The following is a 13,479-nucleotide window of genomic DNA, read 5'->3' as shown; positions in this document are numbered from 1 at the left end:
GCCCTCCGGGCCCGGGGAGCCGACGGAGCCGCGGCCGTCCAGACTCGATCACATTTCACACCATATCCGCGTGACGATGGCACGGCGCTCTGACGGATCGGCGCCGGCTGCCTGCTGCCGGGTGAGCAGTCGTCGCCCTCACCGTGTTGACCAGCGAGGATCTCGGTGTGTGGCGGGTGGGAAGCGGCGCCCTTCAGGTGCTGCCGTCCGGGGAGCGTCCGACGCCTTCGCGCCGGAGACGGCGTGCACGCCGGCGGCGGCGTCGCCCCGCCCTCAAGGACGGGTGGCCGCGATCTCCCGCTTGAGGATCTTGCCCGTGGCGCCCTTGGGGAGCGCGTCGACCAGCCAGACGATCCGCGGGTACTTGTACGGGGCGACCTGGGCGCGGACGAAGTCCCGCAGCTCCTCCGGGGTGGCCGAGGTGCCGGGGCGCAGGGCGATCGCGGCGGCGACCTCCTCGCCGAGCACGTCGTCGGGCAGTCCGATCACGGCGGCCTCGGCGACGGCGGGGTGCTCGTAGAGCACCTCCTCGATCTCGCGGGGGTAGACGTTGTAGCCGCCGCGGATGACGAGGTCCTTCTTGCGGTCGACGATGGAGTAGTAGCCCTCCTCGTCGACGCGGGCGAGGTCGCCGGTGTGCAGCCAGCCGTCCCTCACCGTCTCGGCGGTGGCTTCCGGGCGGTTCCAGTAGCCCTTCATGACGTTGTGGCCGCGGACGCACAGCTCGCCGACGCCGTCGACCACATCGACGAGGCACATCTCGACACCCTCGATCGGAGTGCCGATCGAACCGGCCTTGCGCGGGCGGTCCGGATGGTTGAAGGAGGCGACGGGCGAGGTCTCGGACATGCCGAAGCCTTCCAGGACGGGGCAGCCGAAGGCCTTCTCGAAGCCGTGCAGGACCTCGACGGGCAGCGAGGCGCCGCCGGAGACGCACAGGCGCAGGGCGGAGGTGTCGTGGGTGCCGGGCTCCTGGGCGTGCACGCCGAGCATCGCCGCGTACATCGTCGGCACGCCGGCGAACAGGGTGACCCGCCGCTGCTCGACGGTCCGCAGCGCGAGCGCCGGCTCGAAGCGGGGGAGCAGGGTGAAGCGGGCGCCGACGCTGATGGTGGTGTTCATGGCGACGGCCTGGCCGAAGGCGTGGAACAGCGGCAGGCAGCCGAGCACCACGTCCTCGGCGGTGAGGTGGAACAGCGACCGTGCGGCGATCTCGGAATTTCGGGCCAGGTTGGTGTGGGTGAGCTCGGCGCCCTTGGGCAGGCCCGTGGTGCCGGAGGTGTAGAGGATGACGGCGGTGTCCTCGTCGCCACCGACCGCGGCGCGGGCGGACTCGGGGTGGTCGGCGAGCAGTTCGGTGAGCGACCCGTCCGCGATCGGGACGATCGCGACCTCCGTGCCGGCGGCGCTCTTCCCCTCGACCGCCGCGCCCAGGACCCCGTCGTGCGCGAGCAGCAGCACCGCGCCGGAGTCCTTGAGGTAGTGGGCGATCTCGCGGGCCTTCAGCAGCGGGTTCATCGGGACGACGACGGCGCCGGCGCGCAGCGCACCGTAATAGAGGACGGGGAATTCCAGTGTGTTGGGCAGCATGATGCCGACCCGGTCACCGGGCAGGATGCCCTGTGCTCTGAGGAACGCGGCCGTCCGGCCGGCGAGGGCGTCGAGCTCGGAGTAGGTCAGTGCGTCCTCTCCCAGCTCGACAGCGATGCGAGGGCCGTGGTCCGCCGCGCTGCGGCTGAGGAAGTCGGCGATGTTCACGAGGAGGGTCTCCTTCTGGGGCGTTGCGTTCAGCCGCGGAGTGCGGAGGCGAAGATGGCAGGCAGTCTGGCGATGCTGGGCGCCGCCGTGAAGCGGGTGACCCGTGCCAGGGTGGCGGCGCCGGTGCGGTTGGTGACGAAGTAGGGCGGTCGCGGGGACAGGGAGGGGGAGCCGGAGAGCAGACCGCGGGGAGCGGGTGCGAACGGCGCCCGCAGGACGGTCTTCTCGATGTCGTCGTCGGCGAGCATGAACGCGTTGTGGACGAACCCGACACCGCTGCCGATGTCCTGCCGGGTGTGGCCGGGGTAGGCGCCCCACGGGGTGTAGCCGAGCAGGAAGCCGATCGCTGACCAGCAGTTGACGCCGACGGTGCCGTACCGCAGGCCGGCCACGGCGTCCTCGACCGCGGTTCGGTGGGTCCTCTCGGTCTTCGGGTGCACGATGAGGGTCGCGCCCAGGGTTCCGGGAAGACGGTCGTTGGCGAAGGCGACGGCCGCGCCCAGGAAGGCGTCCGGGGTGTCGCCGGGCAGGCGCACGACGCCCAGCGCGCTGCCGAAGACCTCGTCGGTGAGCAACATGTCGTTGCCGTTGCCGTTGCCGTTGCCGTTGCCGTCGCCGTCGCCGTCGCCGTCGGTGGTGGCGATGTCGGGGACCAGGATCCGGCAGTCGCCGTCCCCGTACGACTCCGCCTCCGGGTGCGCCGTACGCACGGCGCCCAGCCGCTGATCGGCGCCCGGGTAGTAATCGGTGCGGGCCGGGAGTTCACGCAGTACGCGGCGGATCTCGTCGAGCAGTCGCTCCGTGCCGTCCCAGTCACGGGGCATTACGAGGATCTGGCTGGCGACGCAGTTGTGGCCGGAGTTGTTCATCTTGCTGGTGACGATGTGCTCGGCCTGGAAGCGGAAGTCCGCCGCGCTCCACGGGCCGGGCACGACGACGCAGGGGCTGACGCCGCCCAGTTCACTGCTGAACGGCTTGGTGTTCAGCGGTGTGTCCGCGCGGCGGCGCGCCTCGGCCTCGTCGTCCGTCCCCCACACGATGGCGTCGTGGGTCCGGTCGCTGCCCGTCACATGGATGCTGTCGACGCCCTCGTGCGTGGCGAGCCTGGCGCCCTCCGCCGCGCCGCCGTCGACGAACCGCACCCAGCCGCGCTCGGTGAACTCGCCGAAGACGCGCTCGAAGTGGGGGCGGAGATAGGCGTTGACCGGGTTCATCTTCGCGATGACGACCTGGCCGTCGACGTACAGCTTGTGCAGGATGTCGAGGGCGGTGATCGCCGCGACGTTTCCCGCGCCCAGGACCAGGGCGACACCGGCGTCGACGGGCCTGCCGCGGTACGGGCCCGCCGCCCGGCTTCGTACCCCGTCCGCGGTCGTGCCGGGCCGGGTCCACACCTGCGCGGTGAAACCGTTCAGCAGCAGGCTGTCCCACCCCGACGCCGGGAAGACGTCGACGACGGTCCGCCCGTCCCGCTCGTGCACGGCACGGGCGGGGATCGGCTCCTCACCGGCCGCGACCCGGCGCAGGACGCGCAGATAGGCGCTTGTGGTCTGGGCCAGAGCCCATGGCGCACCCGCCCAGTCCTCCGCCGCCCAGGCGGAGCCGGCGTCGTAGCCCTTGGCCCGGGCGCAGGCCGCCACCATGTTCTCGGCGCCGTCGGCGATGCGCGGCAGCAGCCGTTCGAGGAGCGCGATGCGTTCGGCGAGCGGTGTGCGGGCCCAGGACGAGGCGCCCTCCCGCAGTTCGGCGACGGCGTGGTCCAACGCCGCGGCGGTGTCGACGAGTTCGGTCATGGTCGGGCTCCTTCAGGGGATCGGGGGGGCGGGCGGAGGAGTCAGGCGTCCGCAGGTGTGGCATCTCGCGCCGGGTCGATGAGGGCGAAGGCCGCGACGGCGCCCAGCAGGAGCAGGACGGCCGAGAGCACGACGGCGTTCTGGTAGCCGCTGCCGCCCTGGCTGTCGATCATGCGGCCGACCACGGTCGGGGCGATCAGGCCCGCGGTGGTCACGACCGCGTTCATCGTGCCGAGCGCGCCGCCGCGCCGCTCGGCCGGGGCGAGTTCGGCGACCGTGGTGATCGCGACGGTCGCGAAGGAGCCGCCGATGCCGAAGCCGGCCACGAGCAGCGCCGTCTTCGCCCCGGTGCCGGCGACGAACGGAACGGCGAGGAAGCACAGTGCGGCGACGAGGAGAAGTCCGGCGCCGACCCGGCCGCGTGCCCAGCGGCTGCTCACCCCACGGCGCATCAGCCACCCGGTGAGCGCGGCCTGAGCGAGCAGTGCCACGGCGCCGAGCGCCCAGGGGACGGCCACCAGCTTGCCGGCCGTCTCCGACGAGTGGCCGAGGCCGTTCCTCAGGTAGGACGGCATCCACACGAGCATCAGGGCGACGACCCAGTAGCTGGTGAAGTACGCGACGGTGGTGCCGATCCAGGTACGGCTGCCGAAGATGCGCCGGTACGCGGCCCATGCCACGGACCTGCCCGAGGGGGCGCTCCGGACGCCGGCCCGGTCGGCGGCGGCATCGCGGTGGTGGCCGTCGGCACCGCAGCCCAGCCACGCGGCCGCCCACAGCAGACCTGCCGCGGCGAGCACCCAGAGCGCGGCACGCCAGCCGTGACGGGCGATGACCCAGGTCAGGCCCGGCGCCGCCGTGATCACGCCCAGGGTCACACCCAGAGTGACCAGGGCCCCCGGCAGATTGCGCCGGTGGTTGGGGAACCACGACAGCGCGGCCTGCTGGGCGACCGGGAACGCGGGCCCCTCGGCTGCGCCGAGCACGATCCGGGTGCCGATGAGCACGGCGAGGCCGCCGCCCAGGGCGGCCGGCACCTGGGCCACCGACCAGAGCAGCGCCATGGCAAGCAGCAGCCACTTGGGGGAGACCCGGTCGGCGAGGAGTCCCACGGCGACGGCGGCCACCGAGAACAGCAGGAAGAACGCGCTGTTCGCCAGCCCGAACTCGGTCGCGGACAGCCCCAGATCGGCCCGGATCTCGTCGGCCGCGAGACCGAACACGGCCTTGTCGGCGAAGTTGACCATCATGAAGACCACGAGGAGTCCGGTGACGATCCAGGCGCGGGTGCCGGAGTCGCGAACTGCCTTGGTGTACCGGGTGCGTGGCGGTCTGGCCGAGGTCTCGGCAGTGGTCACGGGAACCTCCGGGGGTGCGGGACGGCGAGGGAGGGATGCTGCGGGGTAGAGGCGCTACGGGGAGAGAGAAGTGATACGGCGGCGGGCGGTCAGGACAGCGGCACGCCCGCGACGGCGATCCGCTCCATGACCCGGCGCTGCGGGTAGTAGTCGTTGATCGCGTAGTGCTGGACCGCGATGTTGTCCCAGATCGCGATCGAGTCCGGCTGCCAGCGGAAGCGCACCTGGTACTCGGGGATCCGGGCCTGGAGCACGAGCGTGTCGAGCAGCTCGCGGCTCTCGTCCTCCGACAGGCCGACGATGCGCGTGGTGAAGGGCTCGTTGACGTAGAGCAGCTTGCGCCCGGTCCGCGGGTGACGGACGACCACCGGGTGCTCCACCGGAGGCAGGGAGCGCCGGAAGTGCGCGATCTGCTCCTCGGTCATCGTCGCGCCCCAGCTCGGCACCCAGTCGTGCACCGCGGTGAGCCCCTCGATCCGGGCCTTCATACGCTCCGAGAGGTTGTCGTAGGCGGCGTACATGTCCGCCCACATCGTGTCGCCGCCCGTGGGCGGTATCTCGACCGCGCGCAGGACCGAGCCCTGAGCGGGTGCGGCCATGAAGGAGTGGTCGCTGTGCCAGATGTTCTCCTGGCCGACGGCCATGGCGTCCTTGGCGAGCCGCGAGACGCCGGCCGTCTCGCTCTTGGGGAAGAACGGGTTCACCTCCGGCTCGCCCCAGACTCCGGCGAGGGCGAGGTGGTGCTCGGGGGTGAAGCCGTGCTGGTCCCGGAAGAAGATCACCTTCCACTCCAACAGCGCCAGACGGAGCTCGGTGACCAGTTCCTTGCTGATGGGGCGCGTCAGGTCGACGCCACCGATCTCGGCGCCGATGTGCGGGGTGAGCGGTGAGATGTCCAGGATCCGGTACTCGGACCGGGGTGCGCCGGGGGCCGTGCGCTCCAGAACCCGGCTGCCGTAGTGCAGCAGGGGCTTGTCGAGGACCGGCTGGGGGGTGGCGGCAGACGTGGCCATGGAGTTCCTCCGCGAGGGCGATCAGGAATTCGGTACCGGAAGTATCGATATCGAGATGGCCGGGAGCAAGGGGTCTGGCCCTACCAATTCCGAGGTTTCGCGGGGAGGTGTTCTCTGGTCAGTCGCTCGCGGCCACGGCCCGCGACACGAGTTCCACCACCGTGTCCACGAGTGCGCCGTCGGGCGCCTCCATCTCGCCGACCAGCCGGAACACCAGCGGTGCGGCCACCATCGTGGCCACCGCGCGGACGTCGATGTCCGGCCGCACGTCCCCGCGGGCGATCCCGCGCTCCAGGATGCGCCGCGTCTCGCCCATGCCCCGGGCGGAGTAGGCGCCGTAGGCGGTGCGTACGGCGTCGGCCTCGGCCGCCGCGCCGATCACGCCGGCAAGCAGTCGATCGATCCCCGGCTCCCGGTACACCTTCAGGCGCGTTTCGAGTACGACCCTCAGCTCGGCGCGGAAGTCCCCCAGGTCCGGCACGGACAGCGGACCGACCCGGGACTCGGCGGCGGCGATCAGCAGGTCCTGCTTGGTGGGCCAGCGGCGGTAGATGGTCATCTTGCCGACCCCGGCCCGCAGGGCCACCGCGTCCATGGTGACGGCGGCCAGGCCGCCCTCGGCCACCAGGGCGACCACCGCGTCGAGGACCGCGATGTCGACCCGCTCGTCACGCGGGCGACCCGGTCCCCGCCCCTCGCTCCGTACCCGCTTCTCGACCATTCCCCGAGCCTACGGGCCTACGGGCTTGCTCGCCGCCCTGATCTGGACGTACCTCTACACCCCCGGTCAGCCCGGTGATCAACGCGCTCGACTCGGCCGGCGCCCAGCTCGACCTGCTCGGCCACCCCTTGCCCCGGGAGTGGACCGGCTGCAACATGGTCATCTTCTACGCGGCGCTCCAGTCGCCGCGGCAGCCCTGTCGTTCCTCATCACCCGGGCCACCTCCGGAGGCCTCAGGAACCTCATGGCTGCGCCCCCGACCGATGCCGGTCGGGGGCGCAGCTCCCCTCAGGTGTCGGTCGTCAGGCGGTCGGCGTCCAGCGCTGGGCCGCCGCGCCCGAGCAGGTGGCGAGCGTCAGCTTCGTGCCGTTGGCCGTGCCCGATCCGACCGGGGCCAGGCAGCGTCCGCCGCTGGTGATCGTCGCCTGCGCGCCGAGCTGCCACTTCTGACCGGCCGAGCCGTTGCAGGCCTGGACGGTCACGGTGGTGCCGGAGCCGTCGAGGCAGACGCCGTCCTTGCCGGTCAGGGCGCCGGCCGCGGTGAACGTCCAGCGCTGGTTGGCGCCGCCGTGGCAGGCGTACAGCGTCGGCTGCGTGCCGGGGGCCGTGGCGCTGTACGGCAGGTCCACGCAGGTGCCCGAAGCCCCGTTGACCAGCGTCGCGTTCGACGGGAGCGGGGTGGCCAGGCCGGTCGCGGAGATCTCGGCGGCGCTGGTCCACGGGCCGCTGTCGCCGGCCTCGCTGAGGGCCTTCAGGCGCAGGTAGCGTCCCGTCTTCGGCGCGAAGGAGGCCTTCTTCTCCGTGGCGCTGTCGGCCCAGGTGCCGGTCGCGACCGGGCTGCCCCAGCTCGCGGTGGTGTCGGAGACGTACACCTCGTACGACCCGATGCGCCCGTTGCTCCCGCCGTCCTGCCGCGGCAGGTACGACAGGCTGTCGACGTCGTAGCGCGCCCCGAGGTCGATCTGGACCTCGTGGGGGAGCTGTGCGGCCGTGCCGCCGGAGTAGGCGGTGTGCCACTTGGTGGCCGGGTCGCCGTCGATGGCGTTCGCGGCGGCCCCGTCCTCGTACGCCGTCTCCTGGCTGTCGGCGTACGCGATCGTCCAGGCGGACTTGGAGATCGGCGTGCCCGTGGCGGGGACCTCGGTGGCCGGGAGCAGCGTCACGCCGGACGCGGTGACCGTGAACGCGCCCGACTTCGAGCCCGTCTTGACCCACAGGGTGCCGGAACGGTCGGCCGGGTCGAAGTACCAGCCGGTCGTGGCGGAGTCGTACGCGGCCTTCGACGTCAGCGCCGGCAGGGCCGCGCCGTCGACGGTGACGCCGGTGGGGGCGGCGGCCGCGTGGACGGTGAACGCGTAGCCGCGCGAGGCGGGCTTGCCCGCGTACGAGCCGGTGCTCGCGCCGACGCTGATCTTCACGTCACCGGTGCCGGAGGCGGGTGCCGTGACGTCGACCTTCTGCTTGGCGTACGCGCCGGTCTGGTACTGGCGCGTGATGCCGTCGTCCTCGTACAGCGTGAACGTCGACGAGCCGCGCGGGTACACGTCGTACGTGAGGGTGTCGACCGGCTTCTCGCCGGTGTGGTTCATCTGCGGCCACATCGGCACGATCCCGCCGCCCTTGACGAACATGGGGAGCCGGTCGAGCGGGGCGTCGTAGCCGTTCAGCCAGCCCGGACCGCTGTACGTCCGGCCGCTCCAGTAGTCCGTCCACGTGCCGGCGGGCAGGTAGATGCCGTCCCGCTTCGTCGTGTCCGTCACCACGGGAGCCACCAGGAGCGAGTCGCCGGACATGAACTGACCGCTCGTCTGGTTGCCCCGCGCGACCGGGTCGTCCGGGTACTCCAGGACCATGGCCCGCAGCGTCGGCGTGCCGGTCTCGTTCGCCACCCGGCTCATGGAGTAGAAGTACGGCATCATCCGCATCTTCAGCTTGAGGTACGTGCGGTTGATGGACAGGTACGGCTCGGCGAAGCGCCAGGGCTGCTTGTCCTGGTAGCCGGCCTCCGGGCTGGTGGGCCCCCAGCCGGACATCGTCATGAAGACGGGCGTCATCGCCTTCCACTGCAGGTCGCGGACGTACGTCTTCGGGCTGCCCTGGAAGATGCCGTCCACGTCGCCGGAGGCGTAGTTGAGGCCGGACAGGCCCGCGCCGGTGATCGCCGGGACGTGCCAGCGCATGGCGTCCCAGGTGCCCGGCGTGTCGCCGGTCCAGACGATGGCGTTGCGCTGCGTGCCGGCCCAGCCGTCGACCGTCCAGACGTAGCGGCGGGCGTCGGAGTTCTTCTCGATGCCGTCGACCGCCTGCTGGACGCCGTCGAAGGCGTACTTGTAGCCGCCGCCGATCCAGGCGACGTCGGTCTTCACCCCGCGCGAACCGGCGGTGCCGACCTCGTCGGCGATGCCGGACAGGCCGGTCGAGGTCCACAGGCCGGTCTGGAAGCCCTTGGCCTTCAGGGCGTCGACCGTGCTCTTCAGGGGCGCGGTGTAGCCGCAGCCGTAACCGTCGTTGGGCAGGAACCAGCCCGACGGCATGTCGGCGGCGCGCGCGTCGTTCGCGTAGCCGACCACGTCGGGAGTGGTCTGGTGACGGAGCCGGTCGTGGTCGCCGGTGTAGTCGGGGTTCGAGGCGTTCCAGCAGTCGGCGTTGCCGAGCTCGAAGCCCCACATCGGCGCCAGGAACGGCTTGCCGCTCACGTCCGTGTACGCGTCCAGGACGCCCTTGAGGGAGTCGGCGACGAAGTACCAGGCGTCGAACCGGTTCTCGTTGTGCGTGAACGTGCCCGGCGCCCCGAAGCTGTACGTGCCCGGTGCCCAGGTGTTCCGCATGACGCCGTAGTTGTTGGTCGACATGTAGAAGGGCGCGGGGCTCGCGTTGTGGTTCTCCAGCCACTTGTTGCTGCCGGAGACGGGCACGGTCTTGCCGCGCAGCGCCCACTCGCCGAGCCGCAGGCCCGTGCCGTAGAACTGCTCGTCGGCGCCCTGGGTGAGGTACTGGCTGGCCTGCGTGCCGGTCCAGGAGAGCGGCTGGGACTCGGACCACACGAGCGTGGCGTTGTCGGCGCGGTAGACCGAGAAGCGCAGCGGGGACTTGTTGACCCGGATGTTCAGGGCGGGAGTGGCGATCCTGTAGTACGTGCCGGCGTCCGTGACGCTCGTGGTCACCGCGCCGAAGTCGGTGTCGATCGCGAGGGCGTTGCCCGCCGGGTCGTCCGTGAAACCGCCGTTCGGCGACAGCCAGATCCGGAAGATGTCCTGGCGGGCCACCTGGATCCGGGCCTTCGCCGCCGTCGAGGTGCTGATGGTGAAGGTGTTGCCGGTCTGACTGACCCCCGTGGCGTCCCCGGCGGTCGCCGCCGCGGCCGACGACACCGGTCCCGCGACGGAGAAGACCGCCGCCATCAGGGCCACCACCAGGCCGAGGACGGCTGGTCGCCGCCCTCGGCCCCTGATCCGTACTGAAGAGCGTGCTCGCATCGCTGTCGCCTTTCGCTCGCCGACACTGCCGAGAGTGGTCGCGACATGACAGCAGCCGCCGTCGAATGACGTCAAGTGCGCGCTTAGTGCGCTCGGCAATCAAAAGCAATCAGATCTGCGCACGAAGTCTCGGCCTCGACTTCGTGGTCACAAGTCCATAACCGAGCGGGGCTCTCGGGTGACACGGTGCAGGTTGAGTGCTCTAAGTTGAGCAATACGCGCCGACCTGATCAGTTTCGCGCGTCAACCTCTCATCTCGTGAACCAGGCGGTAGTTGCCATGAAGCGACGTCTTCTCACCCTGTCCACCGCCGCGGTCGTCGGCGCGCTCCTGCTCACGGCGTGCGGGGGCGGATCCGGTGCCTCGGCCGGCGCGGACGGGGTCACCACGCTCACGTTCGTCGCGGCCGACTACGGCTCCAACGGCGACAACCCCAGCCAGGCCTACTGGCAGGACGTGATCAAGGCGTTCGAGCAGAAGAACCCCAAGATCAAGGTCGACCTCCGGGTGATCAACTGGAACGACATCGACGCCCAGGTCAAGACCATGGTCCAGAACGGGAACCAGCCGGACGTCCTCCAGACCGGCGGCTACGCCGACTTCGCCAAGAGCGGCCTGCTGTACTCCGTCCCGGAGGTGCTCTCGGTCTCCACCGAAGGCGACCTCATCCCGGCCATGGCCGACGCCGGCGCCCAGGACGACACCCGGTACGGCATCCCGTTCGTCTCGAGCGCCCGGATGTTCCTCATCAACAACGCGCTCTTCCGCAAGGCCGGCCTCGATCCCAGGAAGCCGCCGCAGACCTGGGCGGAGGTCACCGCCGCCGCGACCGCGCTCAAGAAGGCCGGTGTCGAGGTGCCCCTCGGCGTCCCGCTCGGCAAGGAGGAGGCCCAGGCCGAGGCGTTCATCTGGATGATGGGCAACGGCGGCGGCTACCAGAACTCCAGCGGCACGTACGCGATCGACTCCTCCGCCAACGTGGAGACGTTCACCCAGCTCAAGAAGTGGGTCGACGCGGGCCTCACGGAGAAGAGCCCGGCCGCCGTCAACCGCACCGACCTCACCAAGAACTTCGCCTCCGGCAAGGTCGGCATGCTCAACGGCTTCCCCGGCCAGCTCGCCGAGCTCAAGGGCATGGACGTCACCTGGACCGCGATGCCGGGCGCGCAGCAGAAGAGCCCCAGCACCCTCGGTGTCGCCGACTGGGTCATGGCCTTCAAGAAGGGCGGCCACAAGAAGGAGATCAAGGCCTTCCTCGACTTCGCGTACGGCAAGGAGAACACGGTCAGGTTCGCCAAGACCTACAACCTGCTGCCCGTGACCCAGTCGGCCCGCGCCGCGCTCGTCGAGGACCCCGCGAGGAAGGAGCTCAAGCCCTTCCTCGAGATCCTGCCGACCGCGACCTTCTACCCGCTCAGCGACCCGACCTGGCCCGGCGTCTCCGCCCAGATCAAGACCCAGATCGGCAGCGCCCTCGACGACCCGCAGAAGGGCCTCGACGCCCTCCAGCAGGCGGCCGAGCAGGCGGGGCGGTGACGGTCCGAGGCCGTACCTCCGCACGTACCTCCGAAACGAGAACGCCCGTGTCCACCAGCACCCCACCCCGTACGCGCCTCGGCGCCCTGCCCTGGATCGCGCCCTCCGTCCTGCTCATCCTGGCCGTCGTCGTCTGGCCGGTCGTCGAGATGATCCGCACCTCGCTGCGGAGGATCGACACCTCCGGCGTGGACCAGGGGCCGGCCGGGCTCGACAAGTACCGCAAACTGTTCGCCGACCCCCGGCTCCCCGACGTCCTGACCTGGACCGCCGTATGGACGGTCGCCGTCGTCGCGCTGACCATGCTGATCTCGCTGGCCCTGGCCCAGCTGTTCAACCAGCGCTTCCCGGGCCGCCGGATCACCCGCTGGGCGCTCATCGCGCCCTGGGCGGCCTCCGTCCTGATGACCGCCATCGGCTTCCGCTGGATGCTCGACCAGGTCGCCGGCGTCCTCAACCGGCTCCTCCTCGACCTCGGTCTGATCGACTCGGCCGAGGCGTGGACCGGCGACGCGGCGCACGCGAAGCCGTGGCTGGTGGCCGTCGCCGTCTTCGTCTCCCTGCCCTTCACCACGTACACGCTGCTCGCCGGGCTCCAGACGGTCCCCGGCGAGGTGTACGAGGCGGCCCGCGTCGACGGCGCCTCGCGCCCGCAGACGTACCTCCGGATCACGCTGCCGCTGCTGCGGCCGGCGTTCCTGGTGGCGTTGGTGATCAACCTGATCAACGTCTTCAACTCGTTCCCCATCATCTGGGGCATGACCCAGGGCGGCCCCAACGCCGACACCGCCACCACCACGGTCTTCATGTACATGCTGCGCAGTTACGACGTGGCCGAGTCGGCCGCCCTGTCGGTGGTCAACTTCGCCGCCGTCATCGTCATGGTCCTGGTCTTCCTCAAGGTCAGCGGCTGGAAGGAGACGGACCGATGAGCACGGTGACCCTTCGCCCCGACCCCCGTCCTCGTCCCAGCCCCCGCGCCCGTCCCCGCCCCCGTACGAAGACCGTGCTGCTCACCGTCATCGCCTGGGCGCTGGCCGCGCTCTTCCTGCTGCCGTACGTCCAGATGGTGATCACGGCCGCGCGGCCGGCCGACGAGCTGCGCGACAACGCCTATCTGCCCGCGCACTTCGACTGGTCGGCCTTCACCCGGGTGTGGAGCGACACCACGCTGGGCCAGAACCTGGGCAACACCCTGCTGATCGCGGCCGGTTCGACACTGCTCGTCCTCCTTGTGGCGCTGCCCGCCGCGTACTACACGGCGAGGGTCCGGTTCCGGGGCCGCACCGCCTTCCTGCTGCTCGTGCTCGTCACCCAGATGTTCCAGCCGACGGCGCTCCAGGTGGGTCTCTACCGGGAGTTCCACGCCCTCGGGATGCTGGACACGACGACGGTCCTGATGGTGGCCAACGCGGCCTTTAACCTCGCCTTCGCGGTCTGGATCATCAGCGCCTACATCGGCTCGATCCCCGTCGAGCTGGAGGAGGCCGCGATGATGGACGGCTGCGGCCGGGCCCGCGCGCTGTTCCGGGTGACCCTGCCGCTCGCCATGCCCGGCATCGTCACCGCCGTGATCTTCACCTTCATCGCGGCGTGGAACGAGTTCATCATGGGTCTGACGCTCACCACCTCACCCGAGCGGCAGCCCCTCACCGTCGGCATCAACAACATGATCGGCGCCTACAGCGTGCAGTGGAACCAGGTGTTCGCCGCGTCGCTGGTGGCCATCGTGCCGGTGATCGTGCTGTTCGCGGTCATCGAGCGCCATGTGGTGTCCGGGCTGACGGCCGGCTCGGTCAAGTAGGTCCGGTCCCCTGTGTGTTG

General features: G+C 70.7%; 9 protein-coding genes. 3 read left to right on the top strand and 6 right to left on the bottom strand.

Going from position 1 to position 13,479, the window contains the following annotated elements:
• Positions 1–273: 273 nt before the first annotated feature.
• The 6 genes from JAO84_RS03825 to JAO84_RS03800 form a co-directional block, all read right to left on the bottom strand.
• Positions 274–1,758: a long-chain fatty acid--CoA ligase gene (locus JAO84_RS03825; protein WP_370410390.1), complete on the bottom strand. Its 1,485-nt coding sequence runs from the start codon at positions 1,756–1,758 to the stop codon at positions 274–276.
• Positions 1,759–1,787: 29 nt separating this feature from the next.
• A complete protein-coding gene (locus JAO84_RS03820) occupies positions 1,788–3,551 on the bottom strand; it encodes an aldehyde dehydrogenase family protein (protein ID WP_370410388.1) in 1,764 nt (587 codons plus the stop codon).
• A 41-nt stretch (positions 3,552–3,592) separates the two neighbouring features.
• Positions 3,593–4,909: an MFS transporter gene (locus tag JAO84_RS03815; RefSeq protein ID WP_370410387.1), complete on the bottom strand. Its 1,317-nt coding sequence runs from the start codon at positions 4,907–4,909 to the stop codon at positions 3,593–3,595.
• Positions 4,910–4,998: 89 nt separating this feature from the next.
• On the bottom strand, positions 4,999–5,922 hold the full coding sequence (locus JAO84_RS03810; RefSeq protein ID WP_370410385.1) for a TauD/TfdA dioxygenase family protein: 924 nt from the start codon (positions 5,920–5,922) through the stop codon (positions 4,999–5,001).
• 118 nt (positions 5,923–6,040) lie between these two features.
• Positions 6,041–6,643: a TetR/AcrR family transcriptional regulator gene (locus JAO84_RS03805; RefSeq protein WP_370410384.1), complete on the bottom strand. Its 603-nt coding sequence runs from the start codon at positions 6,641–6,643 to the stop codon at positions 6,041–6,043.
• Positions 6,644–6,945: 302 nt separating this feature from the next.
• Complete coding sequence (locus tag JAO84_RS03800; protein ID WP_370410382.1) at positions 6,946–10,056, bottom strand: TIM-barrel domain-containing protein; 3,111 nt, start codon at positions 10,054–10,056, stop codon at positions 6,946–6,948.
• Between the two features lie 342 nt (positions 10,057–10,398).
• On the opposite strand from JAO84_RS03800, the gene JAO84_RS03795 reads away from it, so the two are divergent.
• The 3 genes from JAO84_RS03795 to JAO84_RS03785 are packed head-to-tail and all read left to right on the top strand — an operon-like array spanning position 10,399 to position 13,459.
• A complete protein-coding gene (locus JAO84_RS03795) occupies positions 10,399–11,655 on the top strand; it encodes an extracellular solute-binding protein (protein ID WP_370410380.1) in 1,257 nt (418 codons plus the stop codon).
• Positions 11,656–11,702: 47 nt separating this feature from the next.
• On the top strand, positions 11,703–12,587 hold the full coding sequence (locus tag JAO84_RS03790; RefSeq protein WP_370410377.1) for a carbohydrate ABC transporter permease: 885 nt from the start codon (positions 11,703–11,705) through the stop codon (positions 12,585–12,587).
• A complete protein-coding gene (locus JAO84_RS03785) occupies positions 12,584–13,459 on the top strand; it encodes a carbohydrate ABC transporter permease (RefSeq protein ID WP_370410376.1) in 876 nt (291 codons plus the stop codon). The genes JAO84_RS03790 and JAO84_RS03785 overlap by 4 nt, the downstream gene beginning before the upstream one ends.
• Positions 13,460–13,479: the final 20 nt, after the last annotated feature.

The organism is Streptomyces fradiae, assembly GCF_041270065.1.
Classification (GTDB): Bacteria; Actinomycetota; Actinomycetes; order Streptomycetales; family Streptomycetaceae; genus Streptomyces.
The sequence above is the reverse complement of the archived record's forward strand: the minus strand, read 5'-3'. Positions and strand labels throughout refer to the sequence as shown.